The 23,061-nt window shown below is 73.1% G+C and carries 20 protein-coding genes; 7 read left to right on the forward strand and 13 right to left on the reverse strand.

Features of this window, described 5'->3' with window-relative positions; translation table 11 throughout:
• Nucleotides 1-49 precede the first annotated feature (49 nt).
• Nucleotides 50-928 carry an RNA polymerase sigma-70 factor gene (locus ACFUJ1_RS06205; RefSeq protein WP_378643140.1) on the forward strand — a complete coding sequence of 293 codons (879 nt, stop codon included), beginning with the start codon at nucleotides 50-52 and terminating at the stop codon, nucleotides 926-928.
• On the opposite strand, the gene ACFUJ1_RS06210 is transcribed toward ACFUJ1_RS06205, so the two are convergent.
• The gene (locus tag ACFUJ1_RS06210) at nucleotides 918-1,331 is read right to left on the reverse strand and encodes an MmcQ/YjbR family DNA-binding protein (protein WP_378643142.1); all 414 of its coding nucleotides are present in this window, start codon (nucleotides 1,329-1,331) and stop codon (nucleotides 918-920) included. The two genes, ACFUJ1_RS06205 and ACFUJ1_RS06210, sit on opposite strands and share 11 nt — an antisense overlap.
• 9 nt (nucleotides 1,332-1,340) lie before the next feature.
• Nucleotides 1,341-2,486, reverse strand: coding sequence for an epoxide hydrolase family protein (locus ACFUJ1_RS06215; RefSeq protein ID WP_378643145.1), 1,146 nt, complete (start codon nucleotides 2,484-2,486; stop codon nucleotides 1,341-1,343).
• Nucleotides 2,487-2,549: 63 nt separating this feature from the next.
• Between ACFUJ1_RS06215 and ACFUJ1_RS06220 the strand changes: the two genes are divergently transcribed.
• The gene (locus ACFUJ1_RS06220) at nucleotides 2,550-3,515 is read left to right on the forward strand and encodes a helix-turn-helix transcriptional regulator (protein WP_378643148.1); all 966 of its coding nucleotides are present in this window, start codon (nucleotides 2,550-2,552) and stop codon (nucleotides 3,513-3,515) included.
• On the opposite strand, the gene ACFUJ1_RS06225 is transcribed toward ACFUJ1_RS06220, so the two are convergent.
• The gene (locus ACFUJ1_RS06225; protein ID WP_378643151.1) at nucleotides 3,483-5,684 is read right to left on the reverse strand and encodes an MMPL family transporter; all 2,202 of its coding nucleotides are present in this window, start codon (nucleotides 5,682-5,684) and stop codon (nucleotides 3,483-3,485) included. The two genes, ACFUJ1_RS06220 and ACFUJ1_RS06225, sit on opposite strands and share 33 nt — an antisense overlap.
• A 168-nt stretch (nucleotides 5,685-5,852) precedes the next feature.
• On the opposite strand from ACFUJ1_RS06225, the gene ACFUJ1_RS06230 reads away from it, so the two are divergent.
• From ACFUJ1_RS06230 to ACFUJ1_RS06250, 5 genes are all read left to right on the forward strand, one after another.
• Complete coding sequence (locus ACFUJ1_RS06230) at nucleotides 5,853-6,299, forward strand: hypothetical protein (RefSeq protein ID WP_378643153.1); 447 nt, start codon at nucleotides 5,853-5,855, stop codon at nucleotides 6,297-6,299.
• A gap of 56 nt (nucleotides 6,300-6,355) precedes the next feature.
• Complete coding sequence (locus ACFUJ1_RS06235) at nucleotides 6,356-6,931, forward strand: DUF1707 domain-containing protein (RefSeq protein WP_378643156.1); 576 nt, start codon at nucleotides 6,356-6,358, stop codon at nucleotides 6,929-6,931.
• An 84-nt stretch (nucleotides 6,932-7,015) separates the two neighbouring features.
• Nucleotides 7,016-7,963, forward strand: a complete 948-nt coding sequence (locus ACFUJ1_RS06240) for an ATP-binding cassette domain-containing protein (protein ID WP_378643158.1) — start codon at nucleotides 7,016-7,018, stop codon at nucleotides 7,961-7,963.
• Nucleotides 7,960-8,736, forward strand: a complete 777-nt coding sequence (locus tag ACFUJ1_RS06245) for an ABC transporter permease (protein WP_378643160.1) — start codon at nucleotides 7,960-7,962, stop codon at nucleotides 8,734-8,736. The genes ACFUJ1_RS06240 and ACFUJ1_RS06245 overlap by 4 nt, the downstream gene beginning before the upstream one ends.
• Nucleotides 8,733-9,527, forward strand: a complete 795-nt coding sequence (locus ACFUJ1_RS06250; RefSeq protein ID WP_378643162.1) for an ABC transporter permease — start codon at nucleotides 8,733-8,735, stop codon at nucleotides 9,525-9,527. The genes ACFUJ1_RS06245 and ACFUJ1_RS06250 overlap by 4 nt, the downstream gene beginning before the upstream one ends.
• A gap of 24 nt (nucleotides 9,528-9,551) precedes the next feature.
• Here ACFUJ1_RS06250 and ACFUJ1_RS06255 read toward each other — a convergent pair whose 3' ends face one another.
• The 10 genes from ACFUJ1_RS06255 to ACFUJ1_RS06300 all read right to left on the reverse strand — a co-directional run bounded on the left by ACFUJ1_RS06255 (nucleotide 9,552) and on the right by ACFUJ1_RS06300 (nucleotide 23,018).
• Complete coding sequence (locus ACFUJ1_RS06255) at nucleotides 9,552-10,235, reverse strand: hypothetical protein (protein ID WP_378643165.1); 684 nt, start codon at nucleotides 10,233-10,235, stop codon at nucleotides 9,552-9,554.
• A 262-nt stretch (nucleotides 10,236-10,497) separates the two neighbouring features.
• A complete protein-coding gene (locus ACFUJ1_RS06260) occupies nucleotides 10,498-12,135 on the reverse strand; it encodes a long-chain-fatty-acid--CoA ligase (protein WP_378643167.1) in 1,638 nt (545 codons plus the stop codon).
• Nucleotides 12,132-13,403, reverse strand: a complete 1,272-nt coding sequence (locus ACFUJ1_RS06265; RefSeq protein WP_378643170.1) for a wax ester/triacylglycerol synthase domain-containing protein — start codon at nucleotides 13,401-13,403, stop codon at nucleotides 12,132-12,134. Before ACFUJ1_RS06265 ends, ACFUJ1_RS06260 begins: the two co-directional genes overlap by 4 nt.
• The gene (locus ACFUJ1_RS06270; RefSeq protein WP_378643172.1) at nucleotides 13,400-14,536 is read right to left on the reverse strand and encodes an acyl-CoA dehydrogenase family protein; all 1,137 of its coding nucleotides are present in this window, start codon (nucleotides 14,534-14,536) and stop codon (nucleotides 13,400-13,402) included. The genes ACFUJ1_RS06265 and ACFUJ1_RS06270 overlap by 4 nt, the downstream gene beginning before the upstream one ends.
• Entirely contained in the window at nucleotides 14,533-14,781 is a 249-nt protein-coding gene (locus ACFUJ1_RS06275; protein ID WP_378643174.1) for an acyl carrier protein, read from the reverse strand. The genes ACFUJ1_RS06270 and ACFUJ1_RS06275 overlap by 4 nt, the downstream gene beginning before the upstream one ends.
• Nucleotides 14,781-16,097 (reverse strand): lysine N(6)-hydroxylase/L-ornithine N(5)-oxygenase family protein, encoded by a 1,317-nt coding sequence (locus ACFUJ1_RS06280; protein ID WP_378643176.1) that lies wholly within the window; start codon nucleotides 16,095-16,097, stop codon nucleotides 14,781-14,783. Before ACFUJ1_RS06280 ends, ACFUJ1_RS06275 begins: the two co-directional genes overlap by 1 nt.
• Entirely contained in the window at nucleotides 16,090-17,628 is a 1,539-nt protein-coding gene (locus tag ACFUJ1_RS06285; protein ID WP_378643178.1) for a pyridoxal phosphate-dependent decarboxylase family protein, read from the reverse strand. The genes ACFUJ1_RS06280 and ACFUJ1_RS06285 overlap by 8 nt, the downstream gene beginning before the upstream one ends.
• Entirely contained in the window at nucleotides 17,618-19,036 is a 1,419-nt protein-coding gene (locus ACFUJ1_RS06290) for a peptide synthetase (protein WP_378643180.1), read from the reverse strand. The genes ACFUJ1_RS06285 and ACFUJ1_RS06290 overlap by 11 nt, the downstream gene beginning before the upstream one ends.
• Nucleotides 19,033-21,279: a penicillin acylase family protein gene (locus ACFUJ1_RS06295; protein ID WP_378643182.1), complete on the reverse strand. Its 2,247-nt coding sequence runs from the start codon at nucleotides 21,277-21,279 to the stop codon at nucleotides 19,033-19,035. Before ACFUJ1_RS06295 ends, ACFUJ1_RS06290 begins: the two co-directional genes overlap by 4 nt.
• Nucleotides 21,276-23,018 carry an IucA/IucC family protein gene (locus tag ACFUJ1_RS06300; protein WP_378643755.1) on the reverse strand — a complete coding sequence of 581 codons (1,743 nt, stop codon included), beginning with the start codon at nucleotides 23,016-23,018 and terminating at the stop codon, nucleotides 21,276-21,278. Before ACFUJ1_RS06300 ends, ACFUJ1_RS06295 begins: the two co-directional genes overlap by 4 nt.
• Nucleotides 23,019-23,061 lie beyond the last annotated feature (43 nt).

A 23,061-nucleotide genomic window follows, 5' to 3' on the forward strand; every position in this document is an offset into this window, starting at 1 on the left:
GCGAAGGCGAGCGGTGTCCTGTGGGTGATCCCGAGACCGAGGAGGCCCCGTGGCCGACCAGCACACCGAGACGTTCGTGGCGCACCGCAACCTGCTGTTCACCGTGGCCTACGAGATCCTCGGCTCGGCGAGCGACGCGGAGGACGTGCTGCAGGAGAGCTGGCTGCGCTGGGCCGAGGTGGAGCTGGGCGCGGTCCTGGACCAGCGCGCCTACCTGGTGCGAATCGTCACCAGGCAGGCACTGAACCGGCTGCGCACGCTGGGCAGGCGCAAGGAGTCGTACGTCGGGCCGTGGCTGCCGGAGCCGCTGCTCACCGCCCCGGATATCGCCGCCGACGTGGAGCTCGCGGACAGCCTCTCGATGGCCGTGCTGCTGGTGCTGGAGACGCTGGGCCCGACCGAGCGCGCGGTGTTCGTACTGCGCGAGGTGTTCGCCTTCGACTACGCCGAGATCGCCGCTGCGGTCGGGAAGACGCCCGCGGCGGTGCGGCAGATCGCGCATCGAGCCCGCGGGCACGTCACCGCGCGCAGGCCGCGCGGCACGGTCTCGGCCGACGAGACCCGCTCGGTGCTCGACGCTCTCCGGCGCGCGGCGAGCACCGGTGACCTGCGCGGGCTGCTCGACCTGCTCGCCCCGGACGTGCTACTGGTCGGCGACGGCGGCGGCATCGTCCAGGCCCTGCCGCGGCCGGTGCGCGGTGCGCACCGGGTGGCCCGGGTGCTCGCCGGCGAGAAGGTCGGCGCGGTCGCCGGGCTGCTGGAGCCGACGACCGTCAACGGCCACCCCGCGCTGGTTCTCCGGACGGACGGCGTGCTCGACACGGTGCTCTCCATCCACCTGGAGGCCGGCCGGATCATCGGCATCTACGCCGTGCGCAACCCGGAGAAGCTCGCGCACATGCACCGGGAGAACCCGCTCACGACCTGACCGACTCCAGCCACGCCCGCCCCCGCCGCGCGGAGGCGCGGGAGAGCCAGGCGTCCTGGACGATCTCGGTGAGCTCGGCCAGCCCGATCCGGCCGATCTCACTGCCGCGCACCAGCACCGACGGGTGGCCGTCGAAGTGCGGGGTGCTGAAGAAGGGCGTGCCCGGGTCCTGGATCAGGGCCAGTTTGTCGGCTTCGGACTCCACCCAGAGCACGATGACGTCGTCGTACTTCTCCCCGGTGTCCGGGTCGACGGCGTCCGGGCGCGGGGTGCGGAAGAAGACGAAGGACTTGCCGCCGACCTGGTAGACGGCATTGCCCCGCCCGCCATCGACCCGGGTGGTGTGCGGCATGGCGGCGGCGATCCGGTGCACGTCGTCGACGCGGGCGGGGCGGTCGGCCATGCCGCAACGCTACGCCGGGGGGAGCCCGCCGAAGAAGGCCCGCAGGTCCTGGATCAGCAGGTCGGGGGTTTCCATGGGGGCGAAGTGGCCGCCGCGGTCGAACTCCGACCAGTGCACGACGGTGTTCTGCTTCTCCGCGATCCCGCGCACGACGGACTTGCCGCTCGGGAAGACCGCGACGCCGGTGGGAACGCCGGAGTCGCGCAGGGCGGCGCCCCACGATTCGGACTCCTTGTAGAGCAGCAGCGAGGAGCCCGCGGTGCCGGTGAACCACAGCACGCTGATCGCGGTGAGCAGCGCGTCCCGGTCGATGGCCTGATCGGGCAGCTCGTGTGCCGGGTCCATGTAGGTGTGTACGACGTCGAGGGTCCAGGCGAGCAGCCCGGCGGGTGAGTCGGTGATCGCGGGGGCGAGGGTCTGCGGGCGGGTGGAGTGGATGCCCGCGTAGCCGGAGGTGTCGTTGCCGCTCCAATCCTGCAGCGCGGCGAGCTTCTCGCGGTCGGCGTCGGAGTAGCCGGAGCCGTCGTCGTCCCAGGCGGGGATGGTGATCGGGTCGTTGAGGTGCACGCCGAGCAGCCGCTCGGGCGCGATCCGGCCGAGTTCCGGCGCGATGAACGAGCCGGCGTCGCCGCCCTGCGCGCCGAACCGCTCGTAGCCGAGCCGGGTCATGAGTTCGGCGATCAGCACCGCCGAACGCTCGGTCGCGGCCGCACCCGGTACACCCGTCGGCCCGGAGAAGCCGAAGCCGGGCAGGGTGGGGATCACCAGGTGGAAGGCGTCGCGCTCGGTGCCGCCGTGCGCGACCGGGTCGGTGAGCGGGCCGACCACCGCGCGGAAGTCGGCGAAGGGCCAGCCGTGCACCAGGACCAGCGGGGTCGCGTCCGGCACCGCCGACCTGATGTGCGCGAAATGCAGCCGCTGTCCGTCGATCTCGGTGACGAACTGCGGAATGTCGTTGAGCGCGCGCTCCTGTGCGCGCCAGTCGAACCCGCCGCGCCAGTACTCGGCCAGCTCCCGGACGTAGCTCGTCGGGATGCCGTAGCTCCAGCCGACGCCGGGCAGCTCGGCGGGCCAGCGGGTGGCGCCGAGCCGGGCGATCAGGTCGTCGACGTCGGGCTGCGGGATGTCGATCCGGAATTCCTCGATGGTGCTCATAGCAGTAACGCTACGAGCCGGTTAGGCCGGATCCTGTCCTAACCGGATGGCATTCTGGAATCCGTGAACGATCCATCGGCACGCCTGCTGCGGCTGCTCGGCCTGCTGCAGACCCCGCGCGACTGGCCGGGCACCGAACTGGCGGGCCGGCTCGGCGTCAGCGCGCGCACGGTGCGCCGCGACATCGAGCGGCTGCGCGGGCTCGGCTACCCGGTGCACGCCACCCAGGGCAGCGTCGGCTACCGGCTCGCGGCGGGCGCGACGGTGCCGCCGCTGCTGCTCGACGACGAGGAGGCGCTGGCCGTCGCGGTGGGGTTGCGTACGGTCACCGGCGGCACGGTGAGCGGGATCGAGGAGGCCTCGCTGCGCGCGCTGGCCAAGCTGGAGCAGGTGCTCCCCTCCCGGCTCCGGCACCGGCTGACGGCCATGCAGCGCAGCATGGTCCGGGTGAGCGGGTCCGGGCCACGGGTCGACCCGAACGTCCTGATCGCCATCTCCGAGGCGACGCACCGCCGCGAACGGCTGCGCTTCGACTACCGCGACCGCGGGGGCGCGGCGACCATCCGGGACGTCGAGCCGGAGGCGGTGGTGAACTTCAGCAGGCACTGGTACCTGGTCGGCTGGGACACCGACCGCGCGGACTGGCGCTCCTTCCGGGTCGACCGGCTGCACCCGCGCATCCCCACCGGCCCCCGCTTCACCCCGCGCGCGCTGCCCGGCGGCGATGTCGTCGCCTACCTGTCGCAGCGGCTCTCGGCCGATGCCTGGCCGCACCGCGCGGTCGTCACCCTGCACGCCTCCGCCGAGCACCTCGCCGATCGGGTCTGGCCGGGCATGGGCACGCTGGAGGCGGTCGACGACACCCACTGCCTGCTGCATCTCGGCGCCGACTCGCCGTGGGCGCTCGCCTGGATGCTCACCGCGGTCGACGTCGACTTCACCGTGGACGGGCCGCCGGAGCTGGTGGACGCGGTGCGCGCGCTCGGCGATCGGTGCCTAGCGGCGATCGCCGACCAGGACCGGCACTGACGGCTCGGACTCCGGCACCGGCTCGAATTCGGACAGCCCCACCCGCCGCTGCACCTTCTTCATCCAGGCGGGCGCCCACCAGCAGTCGTCGCCGAGCAGCTTCATGACGGCGGGGACGAGCAGCATGCGCAGCACGGTGGCGTCGATGATCAGCGCGGCGATCATGCCGTAGGCGATGTACTGCATCATCACCAGGTCGGAGAAGGCGAAGGCGCCGACCACGACGAGCAGGATGAGCGCGGCGGCGGTGATGATCCGGCCGGTCTGCGCGGTGCCGCTGCGCACCGCGTCGGTGGTGGTGGCGCCGCGGGCCCGCGCCTCCACCATGCGGGAGAGCAGGAACACCTCGTAATCGGTGGAGAGGCCGTAGATCACGGCCATGATGACCACCAGGATGTTGGCCTGGATGGGCTGCGGCGTGAAGTGGAGCACCCCGGCGCCGTGGCCGTCGACGAAGATCCAGGTCAGGATGCCGAGCGTGGAGCCGAGGCCGAGCGCGCTCATGAGCGCGGCCTTGATCGGCAGGATCAGCGAGCCGAAGGTCAGGAACATGAGCACGGTGGTGATCAGGACGACCAGCGCGATCATCCACGGCATCCGGGTGAGCAGGGTGTCGATGCTGTCGTGCTGCATGGCGGGCACGCCGCCGACCAGCATCCGGACCCCCTCGGGCTGGTCGAGGCCGCGCAGGTGGTCGATGGTGGTGCCCGCCTCGTCGGGGTCGGTGAGGACCGCGCTCGTGCGGAAGACGGTGGTGTCGGTGGCGGAGCGGCTGGGCAGGGTGAACTGCTCGGCCAGGTTCGGCGCCCCGTTGGCCTCCTTCAGCAGCCGCCCGATGGCCGTGGTGTCGGTGCCGGTGAAGATCAGCTCGATCGGGTCGGAGCGGCGCAGCGGGAAGTGGGTGTCGATCTCGGCCTGGGCCAGCCGGGTCGGGTTGTCCGGCGGCAGGTACTTCTCGCTGAACCCGCCGAAGGCCAGGTTCTTCATCGGCACGATCAGGATGGCGAGCAGCAGCACCAGCGGTACCGCGATCTTCAGCGGGTGCCGCATCACCCAGCGGGTGAGCCGCCCCCAGAACCCGGCCTCCACCTCGGCCGCGGTGCGGGTGCGGGCGAAGCGCGGCAGCCCGAAGGCGTCGATCCGCCTGCCGAGCACGGCCAGGATCGCGGGCAGGATGGTGACGGCGGTGAGCGCGGCCATGGTGACCGTGGCCATGGCGCCGTAGCCGATGGACTTCAGGAAGGTCTGCGGGAAGAGGAGCAGCCCGCCGAGGCTCGCGACGATCATGGTCGCGGAGAACACGACGGTGCGTCCGGCGGTGGTCACCGTGCGGCGGACCGCGGTCGCGGTGTCGTTGCCCTCGGCGAGCTCCTCGCGAAATCGGCTCACGACGAACAGGCCGTAGTCGATGGCGAGCCCGAGCCCGATCATCGAGACCACCGGGGAGACGAAGGAATTCACCTCGGCCACGTGCGTGAGGCCGCGCACGATGCCGAACGCGCCGAAGACCGTCAGCCCGCCGACCACCAGCGGCAGCGCCGCCGCCACCAGCCCGCCGAACACGACGAACAGCAGCACCCCGACGGCGGGGAAGGCGAGCAGCTCCATCCGGTGGATATCGGCCGCGATGGTGTCGTTCAGCGCCCCCGCCACCGGCTGCAACCCGCCGACCTCGACCTCGACGCCGGGAATCGCGAACGCGTCCTGCACGATCCGGTAATTGCGCAGCACCTCGGTGTCGGTGTCGCCGCGCAGCGCGATCGAGGCGACGGCCCGCGTGCGGTCGGCGGTGGCGGCCGCGGCGCCGCTGAGCTTGCCGGTCTCGGTGGGCCAGTAGGCGGCGTTCACGCCCGCGATCTGTTCCGGGTGCGCGCGGGGCAGCGCGTTCAGACTGCCGGTGACGGTGGCCGCGAACACCGGGTCGTCCACCGTGGTTCCGGCGGGTGCGGTGTAGAGAACTACCACGTCCACGTCGTGGTTGCGCCCGAACGCGGCGTCGGCCAGCTGCCCGGCCCGCGCCGACTCCGAGCCGGGGTCGAACATGCCGCCCTCGCTCAGATGGTCGGCGTGCCCGGCCCCGTAGGCCGCCAGCGCCAGCATGGCCGCCGCGACCAGCCCGATGACCGGCCACCGCCAGCGCGAAACCCGTGCGCCCCACCAGGCGAACAAACCGGACCACCACCTTTCCACTCCGCTACCCGAACGGATCATCCGTGCGTTCGAGTTCCCCGGCCGCACCGGGAAAGGCGGGGATTGTCAAGAAGAATGCCGAACCGGACGGCGGGGTATTTACAGTGGCAGGCGGCGCGATGGCCGCGCCGGACCGGAAGGAGATCCATGCGCTCCGCGCTGCTGGCCGTTTCCCTGCTCACGGGGGCTCTCGCCCTCGTCGGCTGTGCTGCCGACGACTCGGCGGGCACCACCGCCGCCGCGGCCGATTCCTCGCTGACCGTCGGCGGCGAGCCGACCTCGAGCGCCCCGGCCACCACGAAGCCGGTCCCGAACGGCACCCCGGTGACCATCCAGGCGGGCACCGGCACGGAGATGTTCGGTGTCCCCGACGTGCGGGTGCGGATCGCCACCTGCGACACCGACACCGAGCTGGCCACCGTGGTGACCGATCGCGACGGCACCGCCACCCACGGCGTCACCGAGGCAGGCTGCTACCGCGCGACGGTGCTCTCGGTGCCCGGCGGCTGCCACCCGAACGAGGTGGCGACCAGCACCGTCGTGGTGAAGCTCGGCGAGCCCGCGTCGACGCGGTTTCTCATCCACTGCGCCTGAATCCCCGCCGCTACCATCGGCGGTGACGGCCGACCCCCTCACAGCGGAGCGCGACGATGACCGACGGTGACGACATCCGGCTCAGCGACGAGGAGCGGCTGCACGCGCTGAACGTCCTCGGCGAGCACTACGCGGCCGGGCGGCTGGACGGCGACGAGTTCTACGAGCGCTCCGGCGCGGTCGCCGCGGGCCGCACCGTCGGCGCGCTGCGTGAGCCGTTCCGCGGGCTGCCCGGCGGCGTGCCGCTGCGCGAGGAGGGCGGGTCGATCCGGCGGGTCGGCGACGCGGCGCCGCAGCCGCTCGCGAAGCAGGAGGAGAGCTCGCCCGCGGCCGAGCTGGAGTCGCTGCGGCACCGCGGCAAGGTGGTGGAGACGGTCGACGGGGTGATCCTCGGGCTCACCCTGCTGGTGTTCCTCGTGCTGCAGTTCGCCGTCGACTGGAGCTGGGCGTGGCTGGTCTGGCCGTCGCTGGCGGTGACGCTCTCGGTGCCCCGGCTCCTCTACCACTTCGGGGACGAGGACGAGAAGATGTACAAGGAGCTCAAGAAGGCCGACGCCAAGTCCCGGCGCAAGCGGCTGGAGCAGGCCGGTGCGCGGATCCGCGAGCTCGAGGACAAAAGGGACGAATCGTAGGTGCACGGGCTGGTCCCGGAGGCCGATCTCCGATAGCTTAGGTTAGCCTGCCCTGAACAAGCGCGGGCGGAACCAGGAGTGAGGGTGTCGACGGTACCGGCGATCGAAATCAGTGGTCTGGTCAAGAAATACGGCGAGGTGACGGCGCTCGGCGGCGTTTCCTTCGAGGTGGCCCGCGGGGAGGTGCTCGGGCTGCTCGGCCCGAACGGCAGCGGCAAGACCACCACGGTCACCCTGCTCGCCACCCTGCAGCGCCCGACCGCGGGCAGCGCGCGGATCTGCGGCCACGACGTGGTCGCCGAGGCCGCCCGGGTGCGCGAACTGGTCTCGCTGACCGGGCAGTACGCCGCGCTGGACGAGGGGCTGAGCGCGGTCGAGAACCTCGCCGTCTTCGGCAGGCTCACCGGGCTCGGCGGCAAGAACCTGAAGGCCAGGATCGCCGAGCTGGTCGAGCAGTTCGACCTCGGCACCGTGCGCGACCGCCGGGTCGGCGCGCTCTCCGGCGGCATGCGGCGCCGGGTCGACATCGCGAGCGCGCTGGTCACCCGGCCCGAGGTGCTCTTCCTGGACGAGCCGACCACCGGCTTGGACCCGCGCAGCCGCGCCGCGGTCTGGGACACCGTCGCCGGGCTGCGCGGCGCGGGCATCACGGTGCTGCTCACCACGCAGTACCTGGAGGAGGCGGATCGGCTCGCCGATCACATCGTCATGCTGAACCGCGGCGAGATCGTCGCCGCGGGCACGCCGGGCAGCCTGAAGAAGGAAGCGGGCGCCGCCGTCTGCGAGGTCACGCTGGCGCACCGCGGCGACACCGCGCGGGTGCTGGAGCTGCTCGGCGGGCTGGAGCTGGTCGAGGCGCCGGAGGAGAGCCAGACGCACCCGCGGCTGGTGTTCCGGGCGCCGCACGGCATGGCCACCGTCGCCGACGCCATCGCGCGACTGGACGGCGCGGGTATCGAGGTCGTCGACATCGGGCTCCGCCAGCCCTCGCTGGACGAGGTGTTCCTGCAGCTCACCGAGGTGACGCCGTGACCGCTCCCGCGCGCGCGTCGGTCGGGCTGCTCCCGGCGACCGGGACCCTGGCCAGGCAGAAGATCCTGGCCGCGCTGCGCTCCGGTGAGGTGCTCTTCGCGGTCTTCGGGCCGATCGTCTTCTTCGTCTGCTTCTACGGGCCGCTGCACCGCCAGTTCGAGCGCGCGGGCGGCGATTACGCGCAGTTCATCACGCCGATCATCCTGCTGCAGGCGGGGATCTTCACCGCCATCACGGCGACCGAGATCGCGGGCAACGACGCGCGGGCCGGGGTGCACGAGCGCATGATGTCGCTGCCGATCCCGCGTACCGCGCCGTTCCTCGGCCGGATGGCGTGGGTGCTGGTGCGGATGCTGCTCACCCTGGCCGCCGGGCTCGGCATCGGGCACGCGCTCGGCTTCCGGTTCGAGGGGTCGCTCGCCGACTCCGCGCTCTTCGCGCTGCTGGTGGTGGCGTTCGGGCTGGCGCTGAGCATGCTCACCGACGCGGCCGGGTCGGTGGCGAAGAACGCGGTCTCGGTGGCGACGGTGCTGATGATCCCGCAGCTGATCCTGGTGCTCGCCTCCACCGGGCTGGTTCCGGCGCAGGGCTTTCCGGAGTGGGCGCGGCCCTTCGTGCGGAACCAGCCGATGTCGGTCTTCACCGACGCGCTGCGCGGCCTCGCGGCGGGCGCCGGCCCCGAGCTGACCGCCGTCCTGGCCTGGACGGCCGGGCTGCTCCTGGCCGGGACCGCGGCCATCGTCGCGGCGGGCCGAGCGCAGGTGAACCGATGACCGCCACCTGGCAGGAGCGGCGCGCGGTGCCGCTCGGCGCGCAGTCCCTGGTGCAGGCGGGCGCGCTGCTGCGCACCTGGTCGCGCGATCCGGGGATCGTGGTGCAGTCGCTGGTCTTCCCGGCGTTCATGCTGCTGATGTTCCAGCTGGTGCTCGGCGAGACCGTGACCACCATGGGCGGCGGCGACAGCGTCTACGGCAATACCGGGCTGGTCGCGCTGGTCGGCGCGCTCTTCGGCACGCTCGCCACCGCCATCACGCTCATCCACGAGCGCGACACCGGGCTGCTCGCCCGCATGTGGACGCTGCCGGTGCCGCGGGCCGGGTTCATCGCGGGCAGGTTGCTCGCCGAGGCGGTGCGGGCCGGGCTCGCCACCGTCGTGCTCTTCGCGGTCGCGGTGCCGCTCGGGTTCCGCTTCGAGCACGGGCTGCTCGCCGGCATCGGCGCGGTGCTGGTCCCGATGATCTTCGGGGTCGGGATCGCGGTCCCCGTGCTCGCGCTCGCCACCCTCGCCTCCGGCAAGGGCGCGGTGCAGCAACTCGGCGGCCTCTTCCTGCTGCTGCTCTTCTTCAACGGCGGCTTCGCCCCGGTGGACCAGTACTGGGGCTGGATCCAGCCCTTCGTCCGGCACCAGCCCATGACGCCTGCCATCGATGCCGTCCGCGGGCTCACCGAGGGCGGGCCGGTCCTCGCTCCCCTGCTCACCACGGTGCTGTGGACGGTCGGGTTGATCGCGGTGTTCGGGCCGATCGCGGTGCGCGGGTATCGGCGGGCCGCCGAAAAACGGTAGGTCCCGCCCCCGCCTGCCGTCGGTTCAGCGGGGGTGGCGGGTGGGGGTGCCGTCGGCGGCGCGCATGACGACGCGGTCGCCGTCGCGGATCATGGTGAAGACGGCGGTGGGCGGGTCGAAGCGGGTGTCGGGTGGGGTGTGGAAGGTGGGGGCGGGGGGTTTGCGGAGGCGGGGGCGGCGGGCGTCGTGCAGGTCCAGGCCGCCGGGGCGGGAGAGGATGCCGAAGCGGGCCGGGTTGCCTGCGAACCAGATGGCGTCGCTGGTGGAGTCGAGGAGGGCGTAGGCGGTGTTGCCGCGGGAGCGCAGGACGAGGGTGCCCGCGATCCGGCCGTCCAGGTCGATCAGGATCACCCAGTCGCGGCCGTTCTCCGGCACGTGCTCGAACCAGAACTGCTGCCAGGGGTTGCGCAGGGCGCGGCGGCGGCGCCGGTAGCGCAGGAACAGCGGGAGCGCGAGGACCAGGGTCCAGAGGACGAAGGCCGCGCCGGTGAAGGTGGAGCCGGTGGCGGCGAGACGCCGCAGGCCGGGGCTGGTCGCGGTGGACTCCAGGTAGAGCAGGACGCCGGTGGCGGGGCCGAGCGCGAGCGTGCCGAGCAGGGCGCCCCAGGCGCGCAGCGCGACCCAGCGGAGCCGGAGCCTGGTCTCGCGCCACTCGCGGGCGGGTTCGGGCGGGGTGCGGAGGGCCGGGTCCGGCCTGCTCGATCTCATGGGCGTCCAACGTCCGACGGGGTAGTGCTGGACGACAGGGTATCGGCCCCGGCGCCGATCCCGCTCGCGCACAGGGGTTTTGTCCGGCAACGTCGGCGAAACCGGCCCGGCCGGAAGCTGCTGGCTCCCGCGGATGACGGCACCGACCCGGTGCACCGGGCTCGGTTCGACCGCACGTGGCCCGTGCGTCGAACCCCGGGCCCGGCTCCGCGCCCGACCCGCTCGGCTCCGATCCGGCCCGGCAATCGGGCGGACCCCGGCGTCAGCCGGGGATGAGGCTCGCGGCCGAGGACCGCCGCAACTTCCCGGACGGCGTCTTGGGCAGCGCGCCCTTCTGCACGACGACCACGACCGCGGGCGCGATCCCGACCTCGTCGTGCACCGCCCGCGCCACCTCGCGGCGGATCCGCTCGCACTCGTCGGTGTCCCCGGCCGACTCGGATTCGGCGATCACCGCGATCCCCTCGCGCGCCATGCTCGGCAGCCGGATGCCGAGCGCGGCGATGCTGCCCGGCCGTACGCCCGCGATCCCGGAGGCGGCGCGCTCGACCACGGTGGGCGCGATATTGCGGCCGGCGACGATGATGACGTCCTTCTTCCGCCCGGTGACGACGGCCTCACCGGCACCGGTGAGGTAGCCGAGGTCGCCGGTGTCGAGCCAGCCGTCGGCGTCCTTGGCGTCGACGTAGCCGTCGGGGCCCAGGTAGCGCTCGGTGACGGCGGCGCCGCGGACCAGGATGGTGCCGATCCGGTCGGCGGGCAGCACCGCGCCCCGCTCGTCCACGACGCGCAGTTCGATGCCGGGCACCGGCGGCCCGAGCCGCACCAGGGTGCGCGGCTTCTCGATTCCGTCCCGGACGACGGCGCCGGTGCGCTCGGCCTGCGCCCCGTCCACCACGTCGACGGCGAAGTGCTCGCGCATCCTGGTGAACGTGACCGCGAGCGTTGTCTCCGCCATCCCGTAGGCGGGCATGAGCGCCTCCGGCCGCAGCCCGAATCGCGTTGCCTCGGCGATGAACTCGTCCAGCGTGGCCCGGTCGACCACCTCGGCCCCGTTCACCGCGACGCGCAGCGAGGAGAGGTCGTAGGCGCCGTCCGGGGCCCGGCGCAGCCGCCGCGCCAGCACCGAGTAGGCGAAGTTCGGCGCGGCGGTGACGTGCCCGCCGAACCGGCCGATCAGCTCGGCCCAGGAGAGCGGGTTCTTCAGGAAGGCCAGCGGGTTGGTGACGACGGTGGTGGCCCGCGCCAGCATGGGGGTGAGCAGCATCCCGATCATGCCCATGTCGTGGTAGAGCGGCAGCCAGCTCACCACGACGTCGCCGGAGCGGAACCCGGCGGCGTCGGCCATGGCGATCTGGTTCTGCATGATGTTGCTGCCGGAGATGGCGACCGCCTTCGGCACGCCGGTGGTGCCGGAGGTGAGCTGCAGGATGCAGAGGTCGTCGCCGACGGTGAGCACCGGCTCGGCCGGAACGGCGTTCGTGCCGAGTTCATCGACCACCACGATCGGCGCGCCCAGGTCGAGCTCGCGCACCACGTCGGTGAAGGGCGCGCCGACCGCGACGACGGCGGCGTCCAGCATCCGCACCACGGCGCGGGTGTCGTCGAGCCACTTCACCAGGTCGGTGCGCGGGGTCGGCTGGTGCAGCATGGTGAAGGCGGCGCCGCGCAGCCAGGTGGCCTGCACCAGCACCGCGACGTCGGCGGCGTCGCCCGCCAGGATCGTCACCGAGCTGCCCGGCCCGACCCCGGCTTCGGCGAGCCCGGTGGCCGCGCGGCGGGCCGCGTCCTGGATCTGCGCCCAGGTGCGGTAGGTCAGGGCGTCGGCGCCGTCGCCGCTCCACAGCCCGGAGATCTCCGAGGGCGGCTGCCCGAAGAGGATGTCGGTGAGTCGGCTCATCGGTTCGCGCCTTCCCGCTCGGCTGCCTCGCGCAGCACGCGGTCGAAGTTCTCGGCGAAGGTCGCGGCGTAGCCGTCGGCCAGCGCCGCCGGGTCGGTGACGATGCCGAACGAGGTCCGGCCGCCCAAGATCAGGCTCGTCACCGAGAAGGAGTAGCCGACCAGCGGGGAGATCGGGGTCAGTGTGGCGATCGGGTTCCCCAGCACCGCGCGGACCTTGGAGAAGCCGGGGTTGATGCCGATGTGGATGTCCGGGCTCATCCGCCCCATGGAGGCGTTGGCGATGGCCCGGTGCACCGGCCACGGGATCTTCGGCGCGTCGTCGGTGGCGGCCAGCGACAGCTCAGGGCGCTTGGCCGCGACGAAGGCCAGCTCGGCGCGGGCCCGCTCCAGCTGGCGGCCGATATCGGGCTCGGAGCCGAGCAGGTTCAGCAGCGAGACCAGCACGGCATTGCCGGTGTGCCGGAACGCCTGGTCGTGCGTGACCGGCAGCGTCACCCGCAGCACCTCGGAGCTGGTCCCGCGTGGCGGCGCGAGACTCAGGGTGCGGCCGATGGCGGCGAGCAGGAATTCGTGCACCGAGGCACCGTGGTTGCGCGCGGCGCGGCGCAGCTCGCGGGTGGAGGCGCTGGTCAGCGCGACCTCCCTGCGGCCGGAGCGGCTCAGCTTCGGCCAGGCCCGCCCGGCCTTACCCGCCTTCCACTGGTCCTCGAAGGCGGTCTTCGACTCCTTCAGCACCTCCGGCTCGATCCCGGCGATGCGGTAGCGCGGGGAGGTGGCGAAGCGCTCGAACTCGGTGAGGTCGGCGGGGGTGCCGTCGGCGAGCAGCGCGGCGAAGGCGGCGCCCGCGATGCCGTCGGAGAGCGCGTGGTGCACCCGCAGCAGCACGTACTGCACACCGCCGTCGGCGGGGGTGAAGAGCGTGATGTGCCAGAGCGGATCCGGGCGCGGGAGCGCGGTCTCGTGCAGCGCGGCGAGCTGCCGGTGCAGGTCGGCGGCGTCGCGGTACTCGGCGGCGGTGACGTGCCGGTCGATGTCGACCTGGTCGGTGAGCACCACCTCGGCGCGGCGCCAGCGGCCGTTGCGGACACCGAGCCGGAAGATGTCGAAGAGCCGCACCCGCTCGCGCACCCGGGCGCGCACCTCGTCGATGTGCAGCTGCGGGGCCGGCGCCAGCTCCAGCACCATGGCCCAGTGCATGGGGCTGCGCGCGGTGTCCAGGTGCAGGTAGGTGAAGTCGGCCGGGGCGAGCTCGACGGGGTTGGTCATGCCGGGGTCACCTGACTCTCGGAGAGGGCTGCGTAGCGTTCGTGATCGGGTTGCATGGCCGCGGCGACCAGTTCCCACAGCACCTCGTCGGTGCCGCCGCCGACCCGGGCCAGCTTCATGTCGCGCCACCAGCGCCCGACCGGGGTCTCGGATTCCAGGTAGCCGGAGCCGCCGAAGATGTGCAGGCACTCGGAGGCGACCTCGTTGCCGAGGTTCGCGGCGGTCACCTTGAGCGCGGCGGCGGTGCGCAGGTTGATCTTTCCCTCGGCGGCCACCCCGGCCAACGCGTAGCGCAGCAGGTCGGTGCGGGCCTGCAGGTCGGCGACGCGCAGCCGCAGCGCCTGGTGGTCGAAGAGCCGCTTGCCGAACTGGGTGCGGTCCAGCATGCGGGCGTGCGTGATGCCGAGCATGGACGCGCAGGCGGTGGCGATCTGCCCGGCCACCGAGTAGCGCTCGTGCGCCAGCCCCCAGCTGATCACCGCGAGCCCGGTGCCCGCGCGGGAGACCAGCGCCTCGGCGGGCACCCAGGTGTCGATGGTGACGGCGGCGGTGTCCAGCGGCCCCGCGCCGAGTTTGCGGTACGGGGTGTCGATGCCGACCTGCGAGGTCGGCACCATGACCAGCGCGACATTGCCCTCGGCGCCGCCCGGCGCCCGCCCGACCACCAGGATCTGGTCGGCGATCGGCGAGAGCGAGACGTACTTCTTGTGTCCGGCCACCCGGTAGCCGCCGTCGTGCGGCTCGATGACCGTGCCGACGTGCTGCAGGTCCGACCCGCCCGCCTCCTCCGAGGCCGCGATGCAGAGCACCGCCTCGGTGCGGATGGCCCGCTCGGCGAGGTCGCGCAGGAAGTCGGTGCGGCCGAAGCGGCGCAGCACGGCGATGGCGGAGTCGTGCAGGCTCACGCCGACGCCGATGCCCGCCGAGTTCAGCGCGCCGAGCCTGCCCGCGAGCGCGAAGTGCTCGCCGAGGTCGGTGATCTTGCGGTCCCGCCACTTGTGCGCGAAGACCCCGGCCGCGCCGAGGTGCTCGAGCAGCGCGCGCGGGAAGCGCTCGTCCCGCTCGGCCTGTTCGGTCCACTGCCGCACCCGGTCGTCGAAGGCCGCGTCGAGCAGCTCGTCGTACGCGGTCATCGGGCGCTGCCCGCCTTCGATCGGACCAGGTCCTCCAGCTCGCCGACGGACGCGGTCTCGGCCATCTCCCGATCGGTGAGCTGCACCTCGAGCCGCTCCTCGATGGCGACGACGCCGATGGCGAAGGCCACCGAGTCCAGCCCCAGATCCTCGATGAGCAGCGAGGAGCGGGTGACGTCGGCCATCGGCAGGTCGAGGTCCTCCTCGAGGATGCTGCGCAGCGTTTCCGCGATGTGATCGGACATCAGTGGTCTCCTTGGTCGAGTACGTCGTCGTCGGTGAGGCCGAAGCTGGTGAACGCCGTGTGCCGCTGCAGCCGGTAGACCTCGCGGCCGAGCACGGCGTTGAGGATCCTGGCGTTGCGCACCGCGCCGATGTCGAGGTTGGGCGCCGAGACGCCGACGGCGTGCGCCTCGGCGGCGGCGACGAAGAGCCTGCCCGCCAGCGCGGGCTCGGCGGCGACGGAGTGGTCCCGCTCGATCACCGGGCGGCCCCTGCTGTCCCGGTGCAGCAGGTCGGCGATCGGCGCGAGGAAGTCGGGCTGCCGCGGCCGGTACCCGGTGGCGGCGACGACCAGGTCGGCGGTGTGCGCCAGCGCGGTGCCGGTGTCGAGGTGCCTGCCCCTGATCCGCAGCCCGCCGTCGTCGAGCGCGTCCAGCCCCTCGACCGCGACGCCCTGGCGCAGCTGCACCGGCTGCGCCTTCTCCAGCAGCTGCCTGCGGTAGAGCAGGTCGTGCAGCCGCTCCAGGGTCTCCGACGAGATGCCCTTGTGGAACTGCCAGTGCCCGGAGCGCACCCGGTCCCTGGTCTCCTCGGGCAGGCCGTGGAAGTAGTCCATGTAGGCGGGGGTGGTCATCTCCAGGGAGAGCTTGGTGAAGTCGAGCGGGGCGAACCACGGGGTCCGGGTCCACCAGCGCACGGCGGGGCCGCCGCGCAGGTTCGCCTCCAGCAGGTCGGCGACGATCTCGGCGCCGGACTGCCCGGAGCCGATCACCGTCACCGCGCCCGCCGCGTGCGCGCGCTCCTGGTGGGTCAGGTAGTCGGCGCTGTGCACCAGCGCGGGCGAGGTGGTCGCGAGCGCCCGCGGCAGCGCCGGTTCGGTGCCGATGCCGACGACGACGTGCCCGGCGGTGATGGTCGATGTGGTGCCCGCGGTGGTCACCGCGACCTCGAAGACGCCCGCCTCGTCCAGCCAGCGCACCTCGTCCACGGTGGTGCGCCAGCGCAGCGACGGCAGCCGCCGCACCACCCAGAGCAGGTACGCCTCGTACTCGCGGCGGGTCGGGAAGAAGTCCTCGCGCACCAGGAACGGGTAGAGCCGGTCCACGTCGGCGAGGTAGCCGAGGAAGGAGAGCGGGTGCGTCGGGTCGACCAGCGAGACCAGGTCGGAGAGGAAGCTGACCTGCAGCTTGGCCTCGTCGAACATGAGCCCGGGGTGCCACCGGAACTCCTCCGCCGAGTCGACGACCAGCACGTTCGCATCGTCCACGGTGGAGGCCAGCGCGGCGAGCCCGAGGTTGAACGGCCCGCAGCCGACGGCGAGGATGTCGACGTCACTCATGGATCGTCGCCATCTCGTCGCTCTGCTCCAGCGCCTCGGACTCGACCTCGAGCGCGACCCGGAGCAGCTCGTCGAAGAGCGCGTCGATATCGCGCTCGGCGGTCTCCGGGTTGAGCAGGGTGAGCTTGAGGCAGGTGCGCGGCTCGCCCGAGCCGCCGACCCGCACCTGGGTGCGGCCGATGAGCGCGGTGCCCGAGCTGATCAGCCGCCTGCGCAGCTCGGCGTTGACCTGGTCCAGGTCGAGGTCCTCGCAGCGGTAGCGGAAGACGACGGTGGTGAGCGTCACCGGGGCGACCAGCTCCAGCTGCGGCTCGGCGGCGATCCGGCGCTCGGCGTACCCGGCGAGGTCGTGGCAGGTCTCCAGCATGGCGCCGAGGCCGTTCCGGCCGTAGGCGAGGAAGGTGGCGGCCACCTTGAGCACATCCGGGCGGCGGGTGGTCTGCAGGGTCTGGCCGAGCAGCCCGCCGTAGCCTGCCTCCACGTCGTCGTCCGGGTTCAGGTACGCCACCGAGCGGCTCAGCGAGGCGAAGCGCTGCTGGTCGGCGAGGAGCAGCACGCTCGCCGCGGCCGGCTGCCAGCCGACCTTGTGCAGGTCGAGGGTGATGGAGTCGGCGCGCTCGATGCCGGTGAGCAGCCCGGCGAGCCGGTCGGAGAAGAGCGAGCCGAAGCCGTAGGCGGCGTCCACGTGCAGCCAGACCCCGTGCCGCGCGGTGATCTCGGCGAGCGCGGGCAGCGGGTCGACGCTGCCGAAGTCGGTGGTGCCCGCGGTGGCGACGACCGCGACCGGGGTGTGGCTGTGGCCCAGCTCGGTGAGCAGCGCGTTCAGCGCCTCCGGGATCATCCGGTGCTCGGCGTCGACCGGCACCGGGATGGCCGCGGCCTCGCCGAGGCCGAGCGCGGCGCAGGCCCGGTGCACCGAGAAGTGCGCGATCCGGGAGCAGAGCACGATCGGGCGGTGCAGCCCGCTCACCCCGTCCTGCCTGGTGTTCACGCCGTGCCCGGCGGCGGTGTAATCCCGGGCGATGAGCAGCGCGAGCAGGTTGGAGTAGGAGCCGCCCGGCCCGAAGACGCCGCCCGCGGTCTCGGTGAAACCGGCCAGCCGGGCCAGCGCGTTGATGGTCCACTGCTCGATGGCGAGCGTGGCCGGGCCGGAGTCGTAGGTGTCCAGCGAGGCGTTGGTGGCGCTGGCCAGCGCGTCCGCCACCACCGCGACGGTGAGCGGCGGCGGCTGCAGGTGCGCGGCGGTGAGCGGGTGGGTCAGGTCGAGGCCGTAGGCGGCGACCAGCTCGGCGAGCCGGGCGAGCGCGGTGGCCGGGCCGACCCCGCTCTCCGGGATGCGCTCCGGGCCGAGCCGCTCGGCGACGGCGGCGAGCACGGCGAGCGGGTCACCGGAGGGCAGCGGGACGCCGTGGTGCCGCTCCCCGACCGCGGCGGCGAGCTGCGCCAGCCCGGTGCCGACCTCGGACCAGCCCGCACCGGGACCGGCGAAGCGGGACGCTCTCCCCCACGGGAGCACGGATTCAGCTGACACGGGGAGTCCTCGTTTCACGATTCGGTTCGGTGAGCTCGCGGGCAAGGGCGGCGACGGTGCCGTCCAGCGCGGCGGGCACCCGGGCGACCAGCGCGGTGAGCAGCGCCGCGGCGCGCCGCGCGAAGGCGGCGTCGACGGTGCCGAGCTGGTGGTCGACCTCGAGGTGCACCCGGCCGTCGGGGGCCAGCTCGAAGGCGAAGGTCAGCGGGTAGGGGGCGATACCGGTGAAGACCGATTCGCAGGTGACGCGGGCGCCGTCCGGCACCGGGATGCCGCGCAGCGGCGCGGTGCGGACCGAGGCCATGATCTCGGCGACCGGGAAGCGCCCGCCCGCGGTTCGCAGCGCGGTGAGCACGGTGCCGTAGTCGACCCCGGCGAACTCCATGGCCCGGTAGACCACGGCGACGGCGGCGCGCAGCGTCTCCCGCACAGTCGCCGCCGGGTCGACGGCGAAGCGCATGGGGACGATATTGCCGCTGTAGCCGACCCGATCCGGGCGGTCGCCGGGCTGCCGGTTGTCGGCGGGGACGAGCAGCACGTGGTCATCGGCGCCGGTGAGCGCGTGCACGCCGAGCGCGGTGACCGCGATGAACAGGGCATTCGCGGTGCCGCCGAGCTCGCGGGCGACCGCGTCCAGCGCGGCGACGGCGGCCGGGTCGACCGGCTCGGTGAGCTTGGCGCCGGCGTCCTCGTCCATCGGGGCGAGCCAGCTCTCCGCCGGGGTGACCCGCGGGAGTTCGCCGGAGAGCGGGAAGCGGATGCCATCGGCGGCCCAGGTCCGCGTGGCGTGCTCGACCGCGCGCTGCACCTGCGGGGCCGGGCGCCGGATCGGCGGCACCGCGGCGGCGTCCGGCCAGGTGCCGGAGATCAGGGTGCCGAGCAGCAGCGGCCACGAGGTGTCGTCCACCGCGAGGTGGTGCACGACGAAGAGCACGGTGACGCCGTCGCCGTCGGCCGTCACCCGGACCCGGAGCGGCGGCTCCTCGGTGAGCCGGAAGGGGATCGCGACCAGCTCGTCCGCGGTCGCGGCCGTCGCGTTCCAGGCCCACTCCGCGCCCGGCGCGATCCACTCCCCCGCGGTGTCGCCGGGTACGCGGCGGGGAACACCTGAGCCGTCGACGGTGACCAGCGAGCCGAGCACCGCGGCCTCGCGGACCACCAACTCGACGGCCTCTACGAGGCCGGGCACGGTATAGGAGCCGTCGAAGCGAAGGATCAGGCCGATGGTGTGCGAGAGCGAGTCCGGGTCGAGTTCGTAGATCTTCCACATGCGGCGCTCGGCGATGCCGAACTCGCCGGTGTCCAGCCGCGGCAGCGCCGGGGCGGCGAAGCGGTGGTCGCCGGCGAGCCCGGCGGCCGCGAGCCGCCTGCGCACCAGTTCCAGCCGGGTGTCGGTCAGTACGGTCATGCTTCTCCCTGCGTGAACCGGTGGACGGCGGCGGCGTTCGCGCGCAGCACGGCCCAGTCGCTGACGATGTCGATGAGTTCGCCGCGGGCCCAGCGCGGCGCCTGGTCCTGGAAGTGCGGCGAGCGCGGGTCGCCGCTCACGCCGAGCGGCACGATCCAGCGCCCGGCGTCCCGGTCGGCGAGGTCCCAGACGTAGCGCGCGGCCGAGCCGACCGCGCAGGCGTGCGAGAAGCCGACCGCGCTGCCGTTGGCGAGCACGCATTCCGCGTCGCCGCCGAGCGGGTACCGGCCGGGCCGGACGGCGGCGGAGAGCTCCGGGTGCCGCGGGGTGGCCCCGGCCAGGTCCATGCCGTGGATGGGGGCGAGCAGGTGCACGTCCCCCCAGGCCGGGACGGTCTCCAGCGCCGCGACGGCCTCGACCGCGGCGGTGAGTGCCGCCGTGATCCCGACCCCGAGCCGCGGCCCGTGCGCGAGCACCGAGTCGAGCGCGGCGGCGAGCCGGGTGCCCGCCACGAACCACGGGTCGAAGACCCGGGGGAATGCGTGCGGCGCGGCCAGCCCGGCCAGTGCGGGGTCGCGGCTGATCCCGGCGACGAACCGGGCCCTGAACTCGGCGAAAAGGTAGGCGTCCGTGCTCTCCGCGGCCATGGCGCGGTCCCAGCTCAGCAGCCGCGCGCGCAGTTTCTCGGCCTCCGGGCTGAGCTCGGTGAGTTCGCGGAGCCGGTCGAGCAGCGCGGTGGCCTGGTCCATCCGGACGTCGCCGTGGATGGCCGCGCAATCGGCCACGCCCACCGAGGGATTCGCGGTGAGCAGGGCGTCGATCCGGTCGGCGCGGAAGGGCGGGACGCACTCGGTGGTGACCGGTTGCAGCGGGAGCACGCCGGGGATGCGCTGGTTGGCGATGACCGAGTGGTCCGGCACCGCTGCGTCGAAGCCGGTGTCCCGCACCGATTCGGTGGCATAGCCCCGCCACCGGTAGCGGGCGTCCCAGCCGGGGACCGGGAGCCAGTAGTTCTCGGCGGCCCGCTCCGGCATGCGGCCGGTGACGTGGTGCGTGAGCCGCCCTGCGGTGTCGCCGATGACGATGCGGTTGGCCGGCTCGGCCCATCCCCGCAGCGCCGTCTCGACCGCGCCGGTGGAGGTCGCGAAGAGCAGGTCGAGCGCCGGGTCGAAGGTGACCTCGGGGTCGGCGAGCATGGGGGTGCGCAGGCTCAGCGCGAAGGCGGCGTCCGGGCCGCCGACGATGACCGGGCCGTTGCCGGTGACCACGATCTCGACCGGCACCGGGTCGGCGTCGCGGACCAGGATCTGCTCGGTGTGCACGGCTGCCGGAGTCAGTCCCTCCGGACTCTCGGCGAGCACGCCGTCCGCGGTCCGGGTGAGCTTCTCCAGGTAGAGATCCTGGTAGTCGCCCATGGCATTGGTGATCCCCCACGCCACCGACCCGGCGTGCGCGAAGTGCGGCACCCCGGGGACGCCCGCGAAGGCGAAGCCGACCACGTCGAACTCCGGCGCCGCCAGGTGGAACTGCTGGTAGATGCCGGGCAGCTCCAGGAACCGGTGCGGGTCACCGGCGATCAGCGGCGCGCCGCTCGCGGTGCGGGCCCCGGCGACGCCCCAGGCGTTGCTGCCGGAGATCGCGTCGCCGAAGGTCGTCGGATCCGGTTGCGTCCCGGCAGTGTCGGTGAAATGGCCGAGCAGCTCGGTGAGGAACGCTTCGTCCGGCCGCGCGGGCACGGTCGGCTCGGCGGGGTCGACCCCTTCGCAGTCGAAGAGCGCCAGCGCGTCGAGGCCGAGCGCGCGGCAGGCGTGCAGCCGCCACAGCTTGGTGAGGAAACGCCCGAAGAGGATGTGGTGCACCAGGAACACCGCGATCGGGGTCCACGGCTGCCAGGGTGCGGGGCGGTGGCCGAACTCGGTGAGCTCGGGGGCCGCCGCGGCGTCCAGGGTGCTGTTGATGCCGTCCACGTAGGCGCCGATCAGCGCGCGGGTGCGCGGCGACGACGCCGCGAGGATGTGGCGGGCGGCGGCGTCCATCCGGGAGCGGCGGGCGAATTCGTCCCAGCCGACGGTGGTCGCGCCGAACACCTCGGCGGTGCGGCCCTCGGCGCGCAGCCGCAGGAACTCGAGTTGCCAGGCCCGGTCCACGCCGCAGGCGACGCCCTGCCCGTACAGCGCCCCGGCGGCGGAATCGGCGCTGATGTGCGGGATGCCGCTGCCGTCGCGAATGATCTCGATCGTCACGGGACCGCGACCTCCCGCTCGGCGGGCCGGTACGCGGCGACCGGGTTGGCCAGGGCGTGGTCGCCCGCGACCAGGGTGGCGTAGGAGTTGCCGAGGTCGACCATGCGCCGGTTGTTGCCGAGCTGCAGCTGGTTCAGGTGGATGGCGGGGAAGGCGGGGGTGAAGAGGTCCCAGCGGCGGAAGCGCTCCGCCAGCTCCGGGTGCTGCTCGCGGTAGTCGAGCAGGCTCGCCGCGACCAGCTCCCAGAACCGGTCGTCCGGCAGCAGGCCGTCGGCGTGCAGGATCAGCGCGAGGTGCCGCAGGAAGTCGTCGAAGACGTCGGAGAGGATGCCCATGGCGCGGATCTCGTCGGGCTCCTCGGTCACCGCGCGCCGGGCCGCGTCGGGCAGCCCGGCCGGGTCGCCGAAGATCGAGACCTCCTCGCCGATGTCCTTGAGCACGGCGCGCACCGGCACCCCGGCGTCCAGCACCAGGATGAGGTTCTCGCCGTGCGGGGAGAACTTCAGCTCGTACCGGTAGAGCAGGTGCACGATCGGGTGCAGGTAGCAGCGCAGGTAGCGGGTGAGCCACTCGGCGGCGGGCAGCCCGGAGCGCTCGACGATGGCGCGCACCAGCGGCGTCCCCTCGTGGTCGACGTGCAGCAGCGCGGCCATGGTGGTGAGCTGCTCGCCCTGGCGGGCCAGCGGGACCGGGCTCTGCCGCCACAGCGCCGAGAGCAGCTTCCGGTACTCCGAACCGGGCCGGGTGAGCGCGGTGAGCTCGGTGTTCCGGTAGCCGATGGCGGCTACCTCGTAGAGCACCGCGAAGCCGAGCTCCTCCAGGTAGGGGTCGCCGGCGAGCTGCTCGCGCACCCAGTCGTTGATCAGCGGGGTGGTGCGCATGTAGTCCGCCGACATCCCGCGGGTGAAGCCCATGTTGACGATGGAGAGCGCCAGCTTCACGTAGTGCCGCTCCGGCGTCGTGGTGTCGAAGAGCGAGCGGATGGACTGCTGCGGCTGATACCGGTCCTCGGTCTCGCCGACCGGGACGATGCGCTGCTCGGCGAGGTCGATCGCGTAGACGCGCCGGATCCGCTCGGTCCACTGCCACGGGTGCACCGGCATGAAGTAGTAGTCGCCGGGGTCGAGGCCGCGGCCGGTGAGGACCGCCGTGAAGCGCGCGAGCGTCTCCGCGCCTAGCTCGGCCTGGACCAGCCCGGGGTAGTCGACGCCGGACATCGCGGCGAAATCGGTGTTCGCCCTGAGCACCGCCAGCCAGGGCAGCGCGAACCGCGCGCCCCACTCCGGCGCGTAGCGCTGGACGTCGTCCGCGCTGAAGCCGAGCCTGCCCGCGTTCGCGAGCAGGCAGGGGTGCCCCTCGGTCATGGTGCGCTCGATGGTCTGGAAGTCGGCGGCGGCCAGCTCGGCGGCCGGGATCCGCCGCTCGTCCGGGCGGCCCGCGCCGATCAGCAGGGTGTTGCGGAACTCCTCCAGGTACTCCGGCAGCGCCTCCGGTGCGATGCCGAGCGCGTCGCCCAGGTCGATCACCAGGGCGATGGCGTCGATCGGCAGCTCGGCGCCGTCCCGGGTGCGGCGCAGCGACGCGGGGGCGATGTGCCAGCTGTCCAGCGCGAGTACCTCGGCGTGGAAGGCGTATTCGGTGCGGCCGTCGCCGGAGCGCACCAGGTACTCCCCCGGCGCGACCGCCGCCGGGCGGACGAAGCGCTCGTGGCAGAGCTCGGCCAGCACCTTGACCGCCATCCGGCGGTGGTAGGCGGGCCAGTACGAAGAATGCGACACGTCG

Origin of the sequence: Nocardia sp. NPDC057227 (assembly GCF_042669725.1) — a bacterium.
In the GTDB taxonomy this organism is placed as follows: Bacteria; Actinomycetota; Actinomycetes; order Mycobacteriales; family Mycobacteriaceae; genus Nocardia; species Nocardia asteroides_A.

Excerpts from the sequence above, each read along its gene's own strand:
- ACFUJ1_RS06210 (WP_378643142.1), bottom strand. The coding sequence starts at position 1,331 with ATGGCCGACCGCCCCGCCCGCGTCGACGACGTGCACCGGATCGCCGCC.
- ACFUJ1_RS06215 (WP_378643145.1), bottom strand. The coding sequence starts at position 2,486 with ATGAGCACCATCGAGGAATTCCGGATCGACATCCCGCAGCCCGACGTC.
- ACFUJ1_RS06230 (WP_378643153.1), top strand. The coding sequence starts at position 5,853 with ATGCGCTCCGCGCTGCTGGCCGTTTCCCTGCTCACGGGGGCTCTCGCC.
- ACFUJ1_RS06235 (WP_378643156.1), top strand. The coding sequence starts at position 6,356 with ATGACCGACGGTGACGACATCCGGCTCAGCGACGAGGAGCGGCTGCAC.
- ACFUJ1_RS06250 (WP_378643162.1), top strand. The coding sequence starts at position 8,733 with ATGACCGCCACCTGGCAGGAGCGGCGCGCGGTGCCGCTCGGCGCGCAG.
- ACFUJ1_RS06255 (WP_378643165.1), bottom strand. The coding sequence starts at position 10,235 with ATGAGATCGAGCAGGCCGGACCCGGCCCTCCGCACCCCGCCCGAACCC.
- ACFUJ1_RS06260 (WP_378643167.1), bottom strand. The coding sequence starts at position 12,135 with ATGAGCCGACTCACCGACATCCTCTTCGGGCAGCCGCCCTCGGAGATC.
- ACFUJ1_RS06265 (WP_378643170.1), bottom strand. The coding sequence starts at position 13,403 with ATGACCAACCCCGTCGAGCTCGCCCCGGCCGACTTCACCTACCTGCAC.
- ACFUJ1_RS06270 (WP_378643172.1), bottom strand. The coding sequence starts at position 14,536 with ATGACCGCGTACGACGAGCTGCTCGACGCGGCCTTCGACGACCGGGTG.
- ACFUJ1_RS06275 (WP_378643174.1), bottom strand. The coding sequence starts at position 14,781 with ATGTCCGATCACATCGCGGAAACGCTGCGCAGCATCCTCGAGGAGGAC.
- ACFUJ1_RS06280 (WP_378643176.1), bottom strand. The coding sequence starts at position 16,097 with ATGAGTGACGTCGACATCCTCGCCGTCGGCTGCGGGCCGTTCAACCTC.
- ACFUJ1_RS06290 (WP_378643180.1), bottom strand. The coding sequence starts at position 19,036 with ATGACCGTACTGACCGACACCCGGCTGGAACTGGTGCGCAGGCGGCTC.
- ACFUJ1_RS06300 (WP_378643755.1), bottom strand. The coding sequence starts at position 23,018 with ATGGCGGTCAAGGTGCTGGCCGAGCTCTGCCACGAGCGCTTCGTCCGC.